At 66.5% G+C, this 17,967-nt stretch carries 23 protein-coding genes; 21 read left to right on the forward strand and 2 right to left on the reverse strand.

Annotated features, from left to right (window positions below; genetic code table 11):
* Positions 1 to 12: 12 nt before the first annotated feature.
* The 9 genes from MYCSM_RS02695 to MYCSM_RS02730 all read left to right on the forward strand — a co-directional run bounded on the left by MYCSM_RS02695 (position 13) and on the right by MYCSM_RS02730 (position 7,541).
* Entirely contained in the window at positions 13 to 978 is a 966-nt protein-coding gene (locus MYCSM_RS02695; RefSeq protein WP_015304592.1) for a Ppx/GppA phosphatase family protein, read from the forward strand.
* A 63-nt stretch (positions 979 to 1,041) separates the two neighbouring features.
* Positions 1,042 to 2,055, forward strand: coding sequence for a hypothetical protein (locus tag MYCSM_RS02700; RefSeq protein ID WP_015304593.1), 1,014 nt, complete (start codon positions 1,042 to 1,044; stop codon positions 2,053 to 2,055).
* A gap of 15 nt (positions 2,056 to 2,070) precedes the next feature.
* Positions 2,071 to 2,916 (forward strand): sugar phosphate isomerase/epimerase family protein, encoded by an 846-nt coding sequence (locus MYCSM_RS02705; RefSeq protein ID WP_015304594.1) that lies wholly within the window; start codon positions 2,071 to 2,073, stop codon positions 2,914 to 2,916.
* Positions 2,917 to 2,946: 30 nt separating this feature from the next.
* Positions 2,947 to 3,771 (forward strand): thioesterase family protein, encoded by an 825-nt coding sequence (locus MYCSM_RS02710; RefSeq protein ID WP_015304595.1) that lies wholly within the window; start codon positions 2,947 to 2,949, stop codon positions 3,769 to 3,771.
* Between the two features lie 54 nt (positions 3,772 to 3,825).
* Complete coding sequence (gene proC, locus MYCSM_RS02715) at positions 3,826 to 4,698, forward strand: pyrroline-5-carboxylate reductase (RefSeq protein ID WP_085976594.1); 873 nt, start codon at positions 3,826 to 3,828, stop codon at positions 4,696 to 4,698.
* 138 nt (positions 4,699 to 4,836) lie between these two features.
* Entirely contained in the window at positions 4,837 to 5,100 is a 264-nt protein-coding gene (locus MYCSM_RS02720; RefSeq protein WP_015304597.1) for a helix-turn-helix domain-containing protein, read from the forward strand.
* A gap of 113 nt (positions 5,101 to 5,213) precedes the next feature.
* Positions 5,214 to 5,315 (forward strand): 30S ribosomal protein bS22, encoded by a 102-nt coding sequence (locus MYCSM_RS35675; RefSeq protein WP_003402602.1) that lies wholly within the window; start codon positions 5,214 to 5,216, stop codon positions 5,313 to 5,315.
* Between the two features lie 29 nt (positions 5,316 to 5,344).
* On the forward strand, positions 5,345 to 6,433 hold the full coding sequence (locus MYCSM_RS02725) for an SDR family oxidoreductase (RefSeq protein ID WP_015304598.1): 1,089 nt from the start codon (positions 5,345 to 5,347) through the stop codon (positions 6,431 to 6,433).
* Between the two features lie 13 nt (positions 6,434 to 6,446).
* A complete protein-coding gene (locus MYCSM_RS02730) occupies positions 6,447 to 7,541 on the forward strand; it encodes a lysophospholipid acyltransferase family protein (RefSeq protein WP_232425769.1) in 1,095 nt (364 codons plus the stop codon).
* Positions 7,542 to 7,558: 17 nt separating this feature from the next.
* On the opposite strand, the gene MYCSM_RS02735 is transcribed toward MYCSM_RS02730, so the two are convergent.
* Together MYCSM_RS02735 and MYCSM_RS02740 are read right to left on the reverse strand one after the other, a co-directional pair.
* Positions 7,559 to 8,098: an FAS1-like dehydratase domain-containing protein gene (locus tag MYCSM_RS02735; protein ID WP_015304600.1), complete on the reverse strand. Its 540-nt coding sequence runs from the start codon at positions 8,096 to 8,098 to the stop codon at positions 7,559 to 7,561.
* 57 nt (positions 8,099 to 8,155) lie between these two features.
* On the reverse strand, positions 8,156 to 9,052 hold the full coding sequence (locus tag MYCSM_RS02740; RefSeq protein ID WP_015304601.1) for an HAD family hydrolase: 897 nt from the start codon (positions 9,050 to 9,052) through the stop codon (positions 8,156 to 8,158).
* Between the two features lie 38 nt (positions 9,053 to 9,090).
* On the opposite strand from MYCSM_RS02740, the gene MYCSM_RS02745 reads away from it, so the two are divergent.
* The 12 genes from MYCSM_RS02745 to MYCSM_RS02800 all read left to right on the forward strand — a co-directional run bounded on the left by MYCSM_RS02745 (position 9,091) and on the right by MYCSM_RS02800 (position 17,964).
* Positions 9,091 to 9,348 (forward strand): glutaredoxin family protein, encoded by a 258-nt coding sequence (locus MYCSM_RS02745; protein ID WP_015304602.1) that lies wholly within the window; start codon positions 9,091 to 9,093, stop codon positions 9,346 to 9,348.
* Between the two features lie 65 nt (positions 9,349 to 9,413).
* Positions 9,414 to 10,757: a glutamyl-tRNA reductase gene (locus MYCSM_RS02750; RefSeq protein ID WP_015304603.1), complete on the forward strand. Its 1,344-nt coding sequence runs from the start codon at positions 9,414 to 9,416 to the stop codon at positions 10,755 to 10,757.
* A 27-nt stretch (positions 10,758 to 10,784) separates the two neighbouring features.
* Positions 10,785 to 11,750: a hydroxymethylbilane synthase gene (gene hemC, locus MYCSM_RS02755; protein ID WP_041313042.1), complete on the forward strand. Its 966-nt coding sequence runs from the start codon at positions 10,785 to 10,787 to the stop codon at positions 11,748 to 11,750.
* Positions 11,747 to 13,444, forward strand: coding sequence for a uroporphyrinogen-III synthase (locus MYCSM_RS02760; RefSeq protein WP_015304605.1), 1,698 nt, complete (start codon positions 11,747 to 11,749; stop codon positions 13,442 to 13,444). Before hemC ends, MYCSM_RS02760 begins: the two co-directional genes overlap by 4 nt.
* On the forward strand, positions 13,444 to 14,424 hold the full coding sequence (gene hemB, locus MYCSM_RS02765) for a porphobilinogen synthase (RefSeq protein WP_015304606.1): 981 nt from the start codon (positions 13,444 to 13,446) through the stop codon (positions 14,422 to 14,424). The genes MYCSM_RS02760 and hemB overlap by 1 nt, the downstream gene beginning before the upstream one ends.
* 25 nt (positions 14,425 to 14,449) lie before the next feature.
* Positions 14,450 to 14,869, forward strand: coding sequence for a hypothetical protein (locus tag MYCSM_RS02770; protein ID WP_015304607.1), 420 nt, complete (start codon positions 14,450 to 14,452; stop codon positions 14,867 to 14,869).
* 20 nt (positions 14,870 to 14,889) lie between these two features.
* A complete protein-coding gene (locus MYCSM_RS02775; RefSeq protein ID WP_015304608.1) occupies positions 14,890 to 15,264 on the forward strand; it encodes a hypothetical protein in 375 nt (124 codons plus the stop codon).
* The gene (locus tag MYCSM_RS02780; protein WP_015304609.1) at positions 15,261 to 15,752 is read left to right on the forward strand and encodes a hypothetical protein; all 492 of its coding nucleotides are present in this window, start codon (positions 15,261 to 15,263) and stop codon (positions 15,750 to 15,752) included. The genes MYCSM_RS02775 and MYCSM_RS02780 overlap by 4 nt, the downstream gene beginning before the upstream one ends.
* Positions 15,749 to 15,973, forward strand: a complete 225-nt coding sequence (locus tag MYCSM_RS02785; protein ID WP_015304610.1) for a hypothetical protein — start codon at positions 15,749 to 15,751, stop codon at positions 15,971 to 15,973. Before MYCSM_RS02780 ends, MYCSM_RS02785 begins: the two co-directional genes overlap by 4 nt.
* Positions 15,974 to 16,118: 145 nt before the next feature.
* Positions 16,119 to 16,979, forward strand: coding sequence for an oxygenase MpaB family protein (locus MYCSM_RS02790; protein ID WP_015304611.1), 861 nt, complete (start codon positions 16,119 to 16,121; stop codon positions 16,977 to 16,979).
* Positions 16,966 to 17,562 (forward strand): TetR/AcrR family transcriptional regulator, encoded by a 597-nt coding sequence (locus MYCSM_RS02795; RefSeq protein WP_015304612.1) that lies wholly within the window; start codon positions 16,966 to 16,968, stop codon positions 17,560 to 17,562. The genes MYCSM_RS02790 and MYCSM_RS02795 overlap by 14 nt, the downstream gene beginning before the upstream one ends.
* Before the next feature lie 45 nt (positions 17,563 to 17,607).
* Positions 17,608 to 17,964 (forward strand): hypothetical protein, encoded by a 357-nt coding sequence (locus MYCSM_RS02800; RefSeq protein ID WP_015304613.1) that lies wholly within the window; start codon positions 17,608 to 17,610, stop codon positions 17,962 to 17,964.
* The last annotated feature ends 3 nt before the right edge of the window (positions 17,965 to 17,967 follow it).

The following is a 17,967-nucleotide window of genomic DNA, read 5'->3' on the forward strand; positions in this document are numbered from 1 at the left end:
TAGGTTGGATGGGTGCGATTAGGCGTGCTGGATGTCGGCAGCAACACCGTTCATCTCCTGGTGGTGGACGCGCGCCGCGGCGGGCATCCGACACCGATGAGTTCCACCAAGGCGTCGCTGCGGCTCGCCGAGGCGATCGACGGTTCGGGCAAGCTGACCCGCAAGGGTGCGGACAAACTCATCAGCACCATCGACGAGTTCGCCAAGATCGCTGCCAGCTCCGGTTGCGCCGAGCTGATGGCGTTCGCCACCTCCGCGGTGCGCGATGCCAGGAACTCCGAGGACGTGCTTGCGCGGGTGCTTGGCGAGACGGGCGTGGCGCTGCAGGTGCTCAGCGGGCGAGACGAGTCCAGGCTGACGTTCCTGGCGGTGCGCCGCTGGTACGGCTGGAGCGCGGGACGCATCATCAACATCGACATCGGCGGCGGTTCGCTGGAGCTGTCCAACGGTGTCGACGAGGAGCCCGAGGTGGCGCTGTCGCTGCCGCTGGGCGCCGGCAGGCTCACCCGCGAGTGGCTGCCCGACGATCCACCGGGCCGCCGCCGCGTCGCGATGTTGAGGGACTGGCTGGCCACCGAGGTCGCCGACTCCGCCGCCGAGGTACTCAAGGCCGGGAATCCCGACCTGGCGGTGGCCACTTCGAAGACCTTCCGCTCGCTGGCCCGGCTGACCGGTGCGGCACCCTCGGGTGCCGGCCCGCGGGTGAAACGAACGCTCACCACTAGCGGCCTCAGACAGCTCATAGCTTTCATCTCTAGGATGACCGCGGCTGACCGTGCGGAGTTGGAAGGAGTGAGCGCCGAGCGCGCGCCACAAATCGTGGCCGGCGCTTTGGTAGCTGAGGCGAGCATGAAGGCTCTAGATATCGATAGCGTAGATATCTGCCCATGGGCGTTGCGAGAAGGGCTGATTCTGCGGAAACTCGACAGCGAAGCCGATGGAACAGCCTTGGTGGAGACGTCTGTACGGGAACGGTGACCGAGCGGACGAGGCGCACCGGCGCCGACATGAAACACTAGCTAGGCCCAAAGGCAACACACGATGACAGGACCAGAAGACAGCCACGGCAACACGCGACCGATCTCGGTTGCGGAGTTGCTGGCGAAGAACGGCACGATCGGTGCCCCGCCCGCGGGCGGCAGGCGCCGGCGTCGTCGTGGCGACAGCGACGCCGTCACGGTCGCGGAGCTCACGGGTGAAATCCCGATCGTGTCGGGGCATGTCACCGACGAAAACGAGACCACGCGGACCATCCCCGCAGTGACCGACGAGCCGGTTTCGACCAACGGTGTCGGCAGCCACGTCGACGACGTCGAAGCCGAAGAAGCAGAAGCCGACTCGACCCAGGACAAGTACCTGGCCGAAGACGTCGACGACGATTACGCCGACGCGGTCGCCGACTACTCGGCCCACGTCGAGCAGCGCGATACCGACGCCGACCTGGACGACTTCTTCGCCCCGCCGCCGCGCCGGCCCCAGTACACCCCCGGTCAGCGGCGTTTCGGTGTCGTCGGCAGCGGCGCAGAGCAGATGAGTCCGGATCCGGTCGAGGAGGACGAAGAAGACCTGGTGCTGGCCGACGAGCCGGAGATCGAGGACGAGGACACCGAGGCCGCGTTCACCGGCGAAGAGGAGCCGGACAAGCTGCCGTCGTACTTACGGTCCTCGGCGGGCCCGCTGTTCGGCGGCCAGACGGTCGCCGATGACTTGGCACGCGGATCACGCCCCCGCCCCGAGGACATCGACCTCGAGGCCGATGAGGACACCGAGACCTCTGTGTCATCTGGGGGGATGTCGTCGTTCCTGCGCGGCGCGTGGGTCGTCGGCCAGTGCATCATCGCTGTCGCCTTCGGCGCCGGCCTGTTCATCGCCTTCGACCAGCTGTGGAAGTGGAACAACATCGTCGCCCTCGTGCTGTCGGTGCTGGTGATCCTCGGCTTGGTGGTGGGTGTGCGGGTGGTGCGCAAGACCGAGGACATCGGAAGCACGTTGATCGCGGTGGCAGTGGGGGCTCTGGTCACGCTGGGACCGTTGGCACTGTTGCAGTCGGGCTAGGCGCCGACCCTCACTGTGCGCCCCGCCATCAAGGTTGGTCTCTCGACCGCCTCGGTCTATCCCCTGAGGACCGAGGCCGCCTTCGAATACGCGGCCAAGCTCGGCTATGACGGCGTCGAGCTGATGGTGTGGGCGGAAACGGTTAGCCAAGACGTAGAAGCGGTTGCCGCCATCTCCGCCCGCTATGACATGCCGGTGCTGTCGGTGCACGCGCCGTGCCTGCTGATCTCGCAGCGGGTGTGGGGGGCGAACCCGATCCCGAAGCTGGAGCGCAGCGTGCGAGCGGCCGAACAGCTCGGCGCGCAGACCGTGGTCGTGCACCCGCCGTTTCGATGGCAACGCCGCTACGCCGAAGGCTTCTCCGATCAGGTCGCCGAGCTCGAGGCGTCCAGCGACGTGATGGTGGCCGTGGAGAACATGTTTCCTTTCCGTGCCGACAGGTTCTTCGGTGCGGGCCAGACGTCTATCGAGCGGATGCGTAAGCGCGGCGGCAAGCCGGGGCCGGGCATCTCGGCGTTCGCGCCCTCTTATGACCCGCTGGACGGCAACCACGCCCACTACACGCTCGACTTGTCACACACTGCGACCGCAGGGACCGACGCGCTCGATATGGTCCGCCGGATGGGCGAGGGCCTCGTGCATCTGCATCTGTGCGACGGCAGTGGGGCATCCACCGACGAGCACCTGGTGCCGGGCCGCGGCAGCCAGCCGACTGTGGAGGTCTGCGAGATGCTGGCCGCCAGCGACTTTTCCGGGCATGTGATCCTCGAGGTGACCACATCGGGCGCACGCACGGCCACCGAACGTGAAGCGCTGCTGAGGGAATCGCTGGAGTTCGCCCGCAAGAACCTGCTTCGCTGACGCCGCCAACGTTCAAGTAGGAATCTCGGTATGACTTCGACCCTGTTCACTGACGCCATGGCGCTCACCCCGGCCGGGGACGGCACCTACGACGGCGACCTCAACGAGCACTGGACCATCGGCCCGAAGGTGCACGGCGGCGCGATGCTGGCGCTGTGCGCGAACGCGGCGATGCAGGAGCATTCCACGGGACAGCAGCGAAACGCAGTGCAGCCGATCGCGGTGTCGGGCAACTTCCTGTGGGCGCCCGACCCGGGCCCAATGCGGGTCGTCACGACCGTGCGTAAGCGGGGGCGTCGCGTCAGCCTGATCGATGTCGAGCTGAACCAGGGTCATCGCACTGCCGTTCGGGCCGCGGTGACACTCGGCGACCCGGAACACCATGTGCCACCACTGTTGTCGGTCAACCCCGTCATTCCGCTGATGCAGCCGGAGCCGCCGCCCGGTCTGGAACCAATCGGGCCGGGCCACCCGATGGAGGACGTGGTGCATCTGGCGCACGGCTGCGACATCCGCCCGTCGCTGACGACGTTCACCCCGCGCACCGACGGCGGACCACCGATCATTGAATACTGGGTGCGCCCGAAAGGCGTTGCGCCCGATGTACTTTTCGCGCTGCTGTGTGGTGACGTGTCGGCGCCGGTGACGTTCGGGGTGAACAGAACGGGCTGGGCGCCGACTGTTCAGCTCACGGCGTATCTGCGCGCGCTGCCCGCCGACGGCTGGCTGCGGGTGTTGTGCACGACGGTGCAGATCGGCCAGGACTGGTTCGACGAAGACCACATTGTCGTGGACTGCGAGGGCCACATCGTCGTGCAGAGCCGTCAGCTCGCGATGGTCCCACCCGCGCAGTAGCGGCCGCAGGCGTCGGATGACATCGGGCCGCGCGCGTCTGCAATGCTTGCGCGCATGGCCAGAATCGCGATCGTCGGCGGTGGAAGCATTGGCGAGGCACTGCTATCCGGGCTGCTGCGCGCCGGACGGCAGGTCAAAGACTTGGTGGTCGCCGAGAAGTTTCCCGAGCGCGCGAAATACCTGTCCGATAGGTATTCGGTGTTGGTGACTACGGTCGCTGACGCGGTCGATACCGCCGCCTATGTCGTTGTCGCGGTCAAGCCCGCGGATGTGGGCGCGGTCGTCGGCGAGATCGCCGATGCCGCCGCGAAGGCCGAAAGTGATACGGCCGAACAGGTTTTCGTGTCAGTCGTCGCGGGTGTGACGACCGAGTTCTACGAAAACAAGCTGCCCGCCGGATCGCCGGTCATCCGGGTGATGCCCAATGCGCCCGTCGTCGTCGGCGGCGGAGTCAGCGCACTGGCGCGCGGTCGCTTCGCCACGGCTGAGCAGCTCAAGGAGGTGTCGTCGATCTTCGATGCGGTCGGCGGCGTGCTGACGGTGCCCGAGTCACAGCTCGACGCGGTCACCGCGGTGTCGGGTTCGGGGCCGGCGTACTTCTTCCTGATGGTCGAGGCGCTCGTCGACGCGGGCGTTGCGGCGGGGCTGACGCGCTCCGTGGCGACCGATCTGGTCGTGCAAACGATGGCCGGCTCGGCTGCGATGTTGCTGGAGCGCCTCGATGAGGCTCAGCCCGCCGGCGACGCCGCGATGGGCACGGCGATGGACACCACCGCGGCGCAATTGCGGGCCACTGTTACCTCGCCCGGCGGCACCACGGCCGCTGGGCTGCGCGAACTCGAGCGGGGCGGTTTGCGGGCGGCCGTCGGCGAGGCCGTCGAAGCCGCAAAAAGGCGCTCTGAGCAGCTCGGAATTACATCTGAGTAATTAATCAATTTCGAACTGATTAGCCCACACCCGTCGCAGTAACCCCATCCGCCACGCTATTCTCCCAGTGGTAAGCACGGGTTGGAGCCAGCGGTGGGGAAGCCGCTGGACTGCCCGTGCCTGATGGATTGGGTTGCGATGACGTCTATGAACGGGCCATCGGCGCGGGATTCGGCTAGTGGGAAGTCGGCGCGTGACGCCGGCCCGACCGACGGTCAGCCGCCACGAGCTCAATTTCTCACTGTCGCCGAGGTGGCGAGCCTCATGCGGGTCAGCAAGATGACCGTGTACCGGTTGGTGCACAACGGCGAATTGCCCGCCGTCCGCGTCGGCCGCTCGTTCCGGGTGCACGCGAAAGCTGTCCACGACATGTTGGAGAGCTCGTACTTCGACGCTGGCTGATCGCCGGCTGATGAGCTCGGTGGGCTGACGCGTTTTTCGTTTACCTATGCCACTTCGGTAAGGTGTGCGGGTCAAGAGGCTTTAAAAGCATAGGTACGGAGACTTCTGGGTTCATGGGTTCAGTCATCAAGAAGCGGCGTAAGCGCATGTCGAAGAAGAAGCATCGCAAGCTGCTTCGTCGCACCCGGGTGCAGCGCAGAAAACTCGGCAAGTAGCTTTCGCGCGCGGCCGCTAGGCTGACCGAATGGATTCTGGGGGCGGATCGAGCGGCGCGGATTCGCGGGACACCGTTGGGTATCCAAAGATCGTCCTGGTCACGGGTGCGTGCCGATTTCTCGGCGGCTATCTGACTGCTCGACTGGCGCAGAATCCGTTGATCAACCACGTCATCGCCGTCGACGCGATCGCGCCGAGCAAGGATCTGCTGCGCCGGATGGGCCGCGCCGAGTTCGTCCGCGCCGACATTCGTAACCCCTTCATCGCCAAGGTCATCCGCAACGGCGACGTCGATACCGTCGTGCACGCCGCGGCGGCGTCCTACGCTCCGCGTTCGGGTGGCCGGGCGACGCTCAAGGAACTCAACGTGATGGGCGCGATACAGCTGTTCGCGGCCTGCCAGAAGGCGCCGTCGGTGCGACGCGTCGTGCTCAAGTCGACGTCGGAGGTGTACGGCTCGAGTGCGCGCGACCCCGTGCTGTTCACCGAGAGCAGCAGCCGGCGCAGGCCACCGGGCGAGGGGTTCGCCCGCGACAGCATCGACATCGAGGGCTACGCCCGCGGCTTGGGCCGGCGCCGTCCCGATATCGCCGTCAGCATCCTGCGGCTGGCCAACATGATCGGTCCTGCCATGGACACCGCGCTGTCGCGGTATCTGGCCGGGCCCGTGGTGCCGACGGTGATCGGTCACGACGCCCGTCTGCAGCTGCTGCACGAACAGGACGCGCTCGGCGCGCTGGAGCGCGCGACGATGGCAGGAAAGGCCGGCACGTTCAACATCGGCGCCGCGGGCATCATCATGATGAGTCAGGCCATCCGCCGCTCGGGTCGGGTTCCACTGCCGGTTCCGCGCTCTGCGTTGTGGGCGGTGGATTCGCTGAGGCGCGCAACTCGCTACACTGAACTAGATCGAGAGCAGCTTGACTACTTGAGCTATGGCCGGGTGATGGACACGACGCGTATGCGAAACGACCTAGGCTACAGCCCGAAGTGGACAACTGCGGAAGCCTTTGACGATTACGTCCGGGGCCGCGGATTGACTCCGATCATCGACCCACGATGGGTACGCTCAATGGAGAGTCGCGCCGTGTCGGCGGCGCAACGCTGGGGACGCTAGGCAACATCTTTGAATCGGGTGGGGAGAAGGTAATCACGTGGCGGGCGAGTCCAAAGCCAAAGTCATTCCGCTGCATTCCAATTCGAGCCGATCGTCGGCTGCGCGCCGCGCTTCTGCCGCGCGCGCTGAAGGGTCGCGCCGACATCCCTCCTTGCTGACAGACTCGGGCGGACGCGCTTCCGCCGAGCAGATCGCCGCGGTCGTTCGCGAAATCGACCAGCGGCGCGGCGCCGTCTCAGGCACCTCGGCGGTCGAAGAGACGCCGTCGGAGCTCGCCAAGCGGATCGCCTCGATCGCCGAATTCATCCGCAAGCGGATGATGGGCGACTATATCGTCGACGAGTTCGGGTTCGACCAGCACCTCAATGACGCAATCTTTTTGCCTTTGCTGCGTGTGCTTTTCAACTCGTGGTTCCGGGTTGAAGTCAGCGGGATTGAAAACCTGCCGCGCACCGGTGCGGCGCTCGTGGTCGCCAACCACGCAGGCGTATTGCCGTTCGACGGGCTGATGACGGCGGTGGCGGTGCACGACAAGCACCCCACGCACCGCGACCTGCGCCTGCTCGCCGCCGACATGGTGTTCGACATGCCGATGCTGGGGCAGGCCGCGCGCAAGGCCGGCCACACCATGGCGTGCACGGCCGACGCGCACCGACTCTTGGCCGCCGGTGAGTTGACCGCTGTCTTCCCCGAGGGCTACAAGGGCCTTGGCAAGCATTTCAAGGATCGCTACAAGCTGCAGCGGTTCGGCCGGGGCGGCTTCGTCGGGGCGGCGCTGCGGACCAAGGCGCCCATTGTGCCGTGCTCGATTGTCGGGTCCGAGGAGATCTACCCGATGATCGCGGATGTGAAGCTGCTGGCCCGGCTGTTCGGCCTGCCGTATTTCCCGGTCACCCCGCTGTTCCCGCTGGCAGGACCGGTCGGCATGGTGCCGCTGCCGTCCAAGTGGCACATCCAGTTCGGCGAGCCGATCGACACCACCGACTACGACGAGTCGGCCGCCGAGGATCCGATGATCACATTCGAGCTGACCGACCAGGTCCGCGAGACCATCCAGCAGACGCTGTACCAGCTACTGGCAAACCGCCGCAACATGTTCCTCGGCTGAACGCCGCTGCGGTGGGGTCAGCTCTTTGTAGAGCTTTGCCCAGCAATCATTTTCGCGATCGCGGCGTCGCGGGCAGCGGCGATCTGCTCGCTGATTTCGTCGGCCTCGGTGTCCGAGGCGGCCTCGCCCATCACGGTGACGACGCTCGTCAGCACCGGCTTGCCATCGGCGTCGGTCACCTCGCCGCGGATCTCGGTGAGCACCGCACCGTGCGACTCGGTCACCGAATCAAGGTAGGAGTCGAAGAACAGTTTGTCGCCGGCCAGGATCGGGCGGTGGAAGACGATTTTCTGGTCGCGGTGTAGCACCCGCTCCATGTTGATCGGCACGTCGAACTGGTTGAAGATCTCCTGCTGCACCTGGCGGCCCGCAACGGCCAGGAACGTCACCGACGCGATCAACGCGTCATAGCCGCACTCCTTGGCGGCCTCCTCGCTGTAGTGCGCGGGATGGTCGTCCTTCACGGCGCGCGCGAACTCGCGAATCTTCTCCCGGTCCACCTCGAAGTAGTCGGGGTAGCGGTAGTGAGTTCCGATGATGTTGTCAGCGATGCCCATGCTGGCTCGGTCTTCCGTTTCTGGCTGTGTTAGCGGCGCGAGCCTATCAGCGGCCGTTCAGCTGCCTTCTTGCCGCCGTGAGACGATCGCTGCTAATGCGCCCCCGACCGCGCCGAGTGCCAGCGCGGACGGGACCCCGATCCTGGCAGCCTTTCGGGCGGTGCGGAAATCGCGGATCTCCCAGCCCCGCTCGCGGGCCAGATCACGCAGATCGGCGTCGGGGTTGATCGCGACGGCCGTACCGACCAGGGACAACATCGGCACGTCGTTGAAACTGTCGGAGTAGGCGGTGCAGCGCTTGAGGTTGAGCCCCTCCCGGATGGCCAGCGACCGCACGGCATGCGCCTTGCCGCTGCCGTGCAGGATGTCGCCAACCAGCCGCCCCGTGAACACCCCGTCGACCGATTCGGCGACGGTGCCAAGCGCACCGGTCAGCCCCAGCCGCCTGGCGATCGTGTCGGCCAGCTCGTAGGGGGTCGCGGTGACGAGCCACACCTGCTGGCCCGCGTCGAGATGCATCTGGGCCAGCGCGCGGGTGCCCGGCCAGATCTTGTCGGCGATGATCTCGTCGTAGATCTCCTCACCGAGCGCCACCAGCTCGGCCGTCGAGCGGCCCTCGATGAACGAGAGCGCCTTGGTCTTGCCTGCGGCCACGTCGTCGCTGTTCTCCCGGCCGAGAAGCTGAAACTTGGCCTGCGCGTAGATGAATCGGCCCATATCGCTGTACGTGAAGTACTTGCGGGCGGCCAGGCCGCGGGCGAAATGCACCAGCGACGAGCCGTGCACAAGGGTGTTGTCGACGTCGAAGAACGCCGCCGCGGTCAGGTCCGGCGGCGGCGGAGGCGGCGTGGTGGCGGCTTCGACCACGAGATCGGTGACGGCGGCCTCGGCGCTCGCCTCACCGGCAAGCTGCTGTTCGACGGCCGCGACGTCGGCACCCCCGCTTTCGGACACGGATTAACAGTAGGCCAGCGGCTAGCCATACTTGCGGGGTGAACCGGCAGGTGGAATTGCTCACACGTGAGGGGTGCACGATCTGCGCTGGGGCGGCGACGCAACTGCGGCGATTGGCCGACGAGTTGGGCTTCGGATTGCGCATCACCGACGTCGACGCGGCCGCCGCGGCAGGGCATTCGGCGCTGCGTGCCGAGTTCGGTGACCGGCTGCCCGTCGTGCTTCTGGACGGCGCCGAGCACAGTTACTGGGAGGTCGACGAGCCGCGTCTGCGAGCGGATCTGGGGAACCGATAAAGACCTGGGCAAATTTGGTATCCCAGCTGGTCAACCATTACCTTGGATGACGTGGTGATGAAGCCGTGAGCGTATTGCTTTTCGGGGTTTCGCACCGCTCCGCGCCGGTGTCGGTGCTGGAGCAATTGAGCACTGACGAAGGCGACCAAGCCAAAATCGTCGAGCAGGTGCTGCAGTCCAACCTCGTGACCGAGGCGATGGTGTTGTCCACCTGCAACCGCGTCGAGGTGTACGCCGTCGTCGAGGCGTTCCACGGCGGCCTTTCGGTGATCGGCTCGGTGCTCTCCCAACATTCCGGCATGTCGCTGAACGACCTGACGAAATACGCCTATGTGCGGTACGCGGAAGCGGCCGTCGAGCATCTGTTCGCCGTGGCCAGCGGCCTGGACTCGGCAGTGATCGGCGAAGCGCAGGTGCTCGGGCAGGTGCGCCGCGCCTATTCGTCCGCCGAGGCCAACCACACCGTCGGCCGCACGCTGCACGAGCTGTCGCAGCGCGCGCTGTCGGTTGGCAAGCGGGTGCATTCGGAGACCGGCATCGACGCGGCGGGCGCCTCGGTGGTGTCGGTGGCCCTCGGCATGGCCGAAACCAAACTCGACGGCCTGGCAGGCCGCGCGGCGGTCGTCGTCGGCGCCGGTTCGATGGGCGCGCTGGCGGCCAAGCATCTGGCCCGCGCGGGCGTGGAACGCATCCACGTCGTGAACAGGACGTTGCCTCGCGCGAAGCGGCTGGCCGACAAGATTCGCGAGCTCGGCGTGATCGCCGACGCGTTCCCGTTTGACCACTTGACCCCGGTCCTCACCGATGCCGACGTCGTCGTCACCTGCACCGGCGCCGTGCGCCCTGTGGTGTCGCTCGCCGACGTGCACCGCGGTCTGGCGCACGTGCCGGAGCCCAAACAATTGGTGATCTGCGATCTCGGGATGCCGCGCAACGTCGATCCCGCCGTCGCGGGCCTGCCCGGCGTCTTCGTCATCGACATGGACCGCATCCAGCGCGATCCGTCGGCCCGCGCCGCGGCCTCTGACGCCGACGCGGCCCGTGCGATCGTCGCCGCCGAGGTTGCCAGTTACCTGGCCGGACAGCGGATGGCCGAGGTGACGCCGACCGTGACGGCCCTGCGACAGCGAGCGGCCGACGTGGTCGAAGCCGAGTTGCTGCGACTGGACAACCGGCTGCCCGGGCTTGACGCCGCGCATCGCGATGAGGTCGCCAAGACCGTCCGCCGCGTCGTCGACAAGCTGTTGCACGCGCCCACGGTGCGGGTCAAACAGTTGGCCAGCGCACCGGGTGGCGACAGCTACGCCGAGGCGCTGCGCGAGTTGTTCGAACTCGACCAGCAGGCCGTCGACGCCGTCGCGGGACCCGAATTGCCTTTGGTCACAAGAGATCTCGACAAGACTGAGTAGCGCTTGACTGATCAATCCCCCCGGTCGCTGCGCTCCTGCCCGCCGGAAAGCCGCGAAGTAATCCGGATAGGCACCCGGGGCAGCCTGTTGGCGAAGACGCAGGCCGGCGTCATCAAGGACGCCGTTGCGGCCAACGGGCACGCCGCCGAGCTGGTCATCATCTCCACCGAGGGCGACCGGTCGACTGGGCCGATTGCCGACATCGGCATCGGCGTGTTCACCGCGGCCCTGCGCGACGCCATCGCCGAGCGTCAGGTGGACATGGCCGTGCACTCGTACAAGGATTTGCCGACCGCACCCGACCCTCGGTTCGTCATCGCCGCGATACCCCCACGCGAGGACGCCAGAGACGCCCTGGTGGCCCGCGACGGGATGGTGCTCGGAGAGTTGCCGGTGGGGTCGGTGATCGGCACGTCGAGCCCGCGGCGGGCCGCGCAGCTTAGAGCACTGGGTCTCGGTTTGGAAATCCGCCCCCTACGAGGCAACCTTGATACCAGGTTGAACAGGGTTAGCAATGGTGATCTCGACGGCATCGTGGTCGCACGGGCGGGACTGGCCCGCATCGGGCGACTCGCAGATGTCACCGAGACTCTCGAGCCGGTGCAGATGTTGCCAGCGCCGGCTCAAGGTGCGCTCGCGGTCGAGTGCCGCGCAGACGACACCGAGCTCGTTGCGCTGCTGGCGGAGTTGGATGACGCCGACACACGCGCCGCGGTCACCGCTGAACGAGTCCTGCTCGCCGAACTGGAGGCGGGTTGTTCCGCACCGGTGGGGGCGATCGCCGAGGTGGTCGAGTCCATCGATGAGGACGGCCGTGTCTTCGAAGAGCTGTCGCTGCGCGGCTGCGTGGCGACGCTGGACGGATCCGACGTGATCCGTGCGTCCGGCATCGGGACACCCGATCGGGCATCAGAGCTTGGGCTCTCGGTGGCCGCGGAATTGTTCGAGCTGGGGGCGCGCGATCTGTTGGCCGATGCTGGGAGAGAGAGATGACTGGGCACTCGGGCAGAGGGCGTAAGACAAAGCCCGGCCGCATCACCTTCGTCGGCTCCGGGCCGGGTGACCCCGGCCTGCTGACGACGCGGGCGCGAACGGTCCTCGCCAATGCCGCGCTTATTTTCACCGATCCCGACGTGCCAGAAGCGGTGCTCGCCCTTGCGGGTTCCGAGCTGCCGCCGCCGTCGGGACCTGAGCCTGCTGAGGCGCCGAAAGCCGCCGACACCGGGGATAAGGACTCAGACCATGCCGCCGCCGCCAATGCGGCTCCGCTGGCCTCGGCCATTCCGGGCGGTCCCGACATCCGGCCCGCGCTGGGCGATCCTGCCGAGGTCGCGAAGACGCTGGCCACCGAGGCACGTACGGGTGTCGACGTGGTCCGGTTGGTCGCGGGCGACCCGCTGTCGGTGGATGCGGTGATCACCGAGGTCACCGCGCTGGCCAAGACGCATTTGGATTTCGAGATCGTCCCGGGGCTACCCGACACCACCGCGGTGCCGACGTATGCGGGGCTGCCGCTGGGATCGGCGCACACGGTGGCCGACGTCCGCGGTGACGTGGACTGGGCGGCGCTGGCCGCCGCGCCTGGCCCACTGATCCTGCACGCGACCGCATCTCATCTGCCGGACGCGGCGCGCACACTGATCGAGCACGGGCTGATCGACACCACGCCAACCGTCGTGACCGCGAATGGCACGACGTGCCAACAACGTTCGGTCGAAACGACTCTCGCTGGCCTGCTCGACAAGGCTGTGCTTGATAAGCCTGCGGGCAGCGAGCCTGCCGGTCCATTGGCCGGCCCGCTGGTGGTGACAATCGGCAAGACCGTCGCCAACCGCGCGAAGCTCAACTGGTGGGAGAGCCGCGCCCTGTACGGCTGGACCGTGCTGGTGCCGCGCACCAAGGATCAGGCCGGCGAGATGAGCGAAAAGCTGGTCGGCCACGGCGCATTGCCTGTCGAGGTGCCGACCATCGCGGTCGAACCGCCGCGTAGCCCCGCGCAGATGGAGCGTGCGGTCAAGGGCCTTGTCGATGGCCGGTTCCAGTGGGTGGTGTTCACCTCCACCAACGCGGTGCGTGCGGTGTGGGAGAAGTTCAACGAGTTCGGCCTTGACGCCCGCGCGTTCTCGGGTGTGAAGATCGCGTGCGTCGGCCAGGCCACCGCCGACCGGGTGCGGGCCTTCGGTATCAACCCGGAGCTGGTGCCGTCGGGCGAGCAATCCTCGCTGGGCCTGCTTGACGAATTCCCGCCCTACGACGACGTTTTCGATCCGGTGAACCGGGTGCTGTTGCCGCGTGCGGACATCGCCACCGAGACGCTGGCCGAAGGGCTTCGCGAGCGTGGGTGGGAGATCGAGGACGTCACGGCCTATCGCACGGTGCGTGCGGCGCCGCCGCCCGCGTCGACCCGCGAGATGATCAAGACCGGTGGATTCGACGCGGTTTGCTTCACGTCGAGCTCGACGGTACGCAACCTGGTGGGTATCGCCGGCAAGCCGCATGCGCGCACCATCGTCGCGTGCATCGGCCCGAAAACTGCTGAAACAGCAGCGGAATTCGGTCTGCGCGTCGATGTACAGCCAGAAGTCGCCGCCATCGGCCCGCTGGTCGACGCGCTGGCCGAGCACGCCGCCCGGCTACGTGCCGAAGGCGCGCTGCCGCCACCGCGCAAGAAGAGCCGCAGGCGCTGATGAGTTTTCCGCGTCACCGTCCTCGGAGACTGCGGTCAACCCCCGCGCTGCGCCGCCTGGTGGCGGAAACCTCGGTTGAGCCAAGGCATTTGGTGTTGCCGATGTTCGTCGCCGACGGCATCGACGAGCCGCGCGACATTGCGTCCATGCCGGGCGTCGTTCAGCACACCCGTGACTCGCTGCGCCGCGCCGCCGCAGATGCGGTCGCTGCAGGTGTCGGCGGGCTGATGCTGTTCGGCGTCCCCCGCGATGAGGACAAGGACGCCACCGGCTCGGCAGGGATTGCGGAGGACGGCATCCTCAACGTCGCGCTGCGCGATCTGGCCAAAGACCTCGGCGAGGACACCGTGCTGATGGCCGACACCTGCCTTGACGAGTTCACCGACCACGGCCACTGCGGGGTGCTGGACGCCGCGGGCCGCGTCGACAATGACGCCACGAACGTCAGATATGTGGAATTGGCTGTCGCACAAGCAGAATCGGGCGCGCAGGTCGTCGGCCCCAGCGGGATGATGGACGGACAGGTCGAGGCGATCCGCGACGGTCTTGATGCCGCGGGCCACACCGACACGGTGATCCTGGCCTACGCAGCCAAGTTCGCGTCGGGGTTCTACGGCCCGTTCCGCGAGGCTGTGGCGTCCAGCCTGAGCGGCGACCGTCGCACCTATCAGGAGGACCCGGGCAATGCCCGCGAGGCCGTCCACGAGATCGAGCTGGACATCGCCGAGGGTGCCGACATCATCCTGGTCAAGCCTGCGATGAGCTACCTCGACGTCGTGCGCGCCGCCGCGGACGCCTCGCCGGTGCCGGTCGCGGCCTATCAGGTCTCGGGCGAGTACTCGATGATCAGCGCAGCCGCCGCGAACGGCTGGATCGATCTGCAGACGGTGGCCCTCGAGACGTTGACCAGCATTCGGCGCGCGGGCGCTGACATCGTGCTGACGTATTGGGCGGCCGACGTGGCCGGCTGGCTGGCGTGACACGGAGCCGCAGGGCCGGCGACATATGACCCAGCCGCAGAAGACGACCCAGCCGGGCAGGCCGGTGGACGTCGATACCGGATTCTGGTTGTGGGTGGCGGCGCTGCCGTTGATGGTGATCGGTTACATCATCGATCTGGTGGTGGCCGAGAGTCATCCGCCGATGATCGTGTACGCAGTCTCGGTCCTGTTCGTCATCGTGTTGGCGGCGGTGGTGGTGACGTTCCTGATATTGATGAGGCACGGCTACCGGTGGGCTCGCACGTTGTTGACGGGCGGCGGCATCGCGTCGGTGGTCTACATGGGCACCAGCCTGTTCAGTGTGGACCGGCCCGCCGCCGCAGCCGTCACCTATGCGGTCGCCGCGATCGTCGGGTCGGTGCTGATCGTGGGTGGTGTGTTCCTGCTGCATCGCAAGGACGCCCACGCGTTCTTTACTAGGTGAGCCGCTAGGCTGACCGGGAAATGACAGCCCCTCAGTCGCGACCGCGTGTCGTCACCGCCGCATTTTGGTGCTGGGTAGCCGCGTCTTTCCTGCTCCTGCTCGGTGGCCTGATCGCCGCTTCTCTGAACGTTCCCGTCGTCTTTCGCGGAGCGGGCGTCATCTTTGCGCTCGCGGGCGGTGCGCTGGCGTTTCTGGCGGGCCGCAGCCGCGGGGGCGACACACGTTTTCGTCGGGCCGCCCTTGCGCTGGCGCTAGCCGTCGTCGTGCTGATCGCGCTCGCGGCGCTGTTCCAGCTAGCCAACGGCATCACGCTGCTCGCAGTGTTCCCGTTGGTCGCGGGAACCGTGCTGATCACCCGACCGAGCGCAACGGTGCCGGAACAGGAGCCGCAGTGACGGAAAGCGGCGCCGGCCCCGAGGTGCTGTTTTACGAACAGGGCGCCAGCTGGTGGTGGTTATCGGCAGGTCCCGGCGCGGGTATCGCCATGGCGCTGATTCAACTTTCGGCCGGCTACGGTATTCAGCTGCTGGTGCCCAGCGTCTTCTTCGCGCTGGTGTCTGGGTTTCTCTGGATTCAGGTGAAGGCCGCGCGTATCCACACGTCGGTGGAGTTGACGCCCGATTACCTGCGCCAGGGCACCGAACGCCTCCGCATCGACGACATCGTGCGGATCTATCCGGAACCGACGGGGCCTGACGAGCCGAAATGGATGTCGTCGCGGGCGCTTGGCGAGCTCACTGGTGTGCCACGCGGCCGCACGGGCATCGGGCTGCGGCTGACCAACGATCGCACTGCCCAAGCCTGGGCGCGTAAGCACCAGATGCTGCGTTCGGCGCTGACGCATCTCGTCGAGGAGCGCATCCCGCCGGAACCGGCGTCATGAGGGCCCGAATCGAACTGCTGGTGGCGGTCGCCGCTGCCATCGGATGCGTGGTGAGCTGGTTGGCCGCGAGTTCGACGGTCGTGGTGGGGCCGGTGCTCGAGGGCGAACCCCATACGACGTCGGTGGTCTACAGCCCGCCGCTGCTGGGGTTGTCGTTGCTGCTGGCCACGGTTGCCGGCGTGCTGGCCGTGCTGGGCATCGCCGGCCTGCGTCGCCGCTGACCCATCTCCCGCGAGCGACCGTGTCTGCACACCGACACGCCGTACATCGACGTACAGATGGGGTCGCTCGCCGTGGCGTAACTCCAACTGTGGGCCTCGCCACAGGTGGTTGGTACAAAGTTCGAAATCTGTAACACTGTTCTACATGACGGAGCTTGCGGAGCAGCCCACAGCCACAGACGCGCTACCGCTGGGGCCGAAATCACTGGTCTGGCGCTACTTCGGCGACAACCGGATGTATCTCATCGGGCCGCGGCCTGCAGTACTGCAAAACATGCTCGCCGAACTGGGCCAAGGCGTGCTCGACCATTCGATGTTCTTCGCCGACACCGCGGAGCGCCTCAAGCGCACCATTCCGCCGATCTTCAACACCGTCTACGGCTCTGACGACGACAACGCAGGCACGCAAGTCCGCGACTTCCACCACCACGTGAAGGGCGATATGCCTGGCACGGACGGCGTTCGCTACCACGCGCTCGACCCCGACACCTACTTTTGGGCGCACGCCACCTTCGTCGAACAGGTGCTCTACTTCGCCGACACGTTTGTCAAACGACTGACGCAAGCCGAGAAGGAACAGATCTACCTCGAATCCAAGACGTGGTATCGCCGCTACGGCGTCAGCGATCGGCCCATGCCGGCCAATTACGCTGATTTCCAACAGTATTGGGACCGGATGATTAATGAGGTCATGGTTGCGCATCCGACGGCGAAATACGGCGTCGGCTACGTGACGAAGGGTTTCCCGTGCCCGAAGGGAGTGTCGCCAGTCGTGTGGCGCGTCATCGCGGTCGTGTTCGACCCGATGGCCGCGTTCCTGACGACGGGCGGCCTGCCGCCCCGGGCACGCGATCTTCTCGGCCTGCCGTGGAGCGAACGCCAGGAGCGTCGCTATCAACGCTTCGCCGCGCTATGGCGCTCTCACCCTGTGAATTGGGTGTGGGACCATCTGCCAATGCGGCTGCGCTACAACGGTTATGCGTTAAAGGGCTATGCCAGGGGCTGACCCGACGCTAGAAGCCATCCTCGACGCCGCCGTCGTCGAGTTCGAACGGCATGGCTTTCGCAAGGTCGCCCTCGATGACGTCGCGCGGCGGGCGCGGATCAGCCGGACCACCATCTACCGGCGGTTCGCCAATAAGGACGAGCTCGTCGCGGCGGTCATCGAACGTGAGAACGTCCGGTTGTTCGCCGACATCGCCGCCGAATTGAAACAGGCTGGGCCGCAGTCGAACTACTACGTCGAAGCCTTCACTCTATCGATACTGAAATTTCGCAGGCACCGGGTGCTCGATCGGATGATGACTGATGAGCCCGGCCTGGTTCTCGAGATGGCCGGTCAGCATTACGGCGCGGCAATCGAACGGATGGCCGAGGCGTTGCGGGTGATCTTTCCGACCGGCTTCGCCGAGCGGATCGGAGAGCAGGCAGTGCTCGAGCTGGCGGACACCATCCTGCGATACGCCGCGATGGTGCTGCTGCTGCCCAGCGCGCAACCACTGGAGACGGCCGACGACGTCCGCGCCTTCGCCACGCAGCACTTCTTGCCGAGCTTGCCCGTTGCGTTGCGGGCTGTCCCGGCTGGTTAGCTGTTCTGCGTTTCGTAACTCGGACCATCGGGCAGCCCCTACAGCATGGGTACCGAACAACAGCAACGCACCGGCGAGTCCGAACAGCAGCAACAGAGTGGGGCGCCCGACGTCCGCGAACAACGGCGACAGGCTGAGTCAACCGAAAACTCCGAAGAACCGAAGATGACGGAGAAGCCCGAGGTCACCGACGAGCACAAGGAAGAGGCCAAGAAGATCGCCAAGGCCTACAACGACGACCTTCAGACCACCACCCTGCCCGGCAGCGGCGGCACGGTCTCCGGAACCGCCGTCACCGACTGGGTCGACGACGAGGACAAGGGCAAGGTCGAAACCACCGCCGAAGAGGGCAATGTGGAGTACCGCAAGACCGAGGAATTCCGCAAGCTCCAGGAGTCGTGAGGC

It is taken from the genome of Mycobacterium sp. JS623, from assembly GCF_000328565.1.
In the GTDB taxonomy this organism is placed as follows: domain Bacteria; phylum Actinomycetota; class Actinomycetes; order Mycobacteriales; family Mycobacteriaceae; genus Mycobacterium.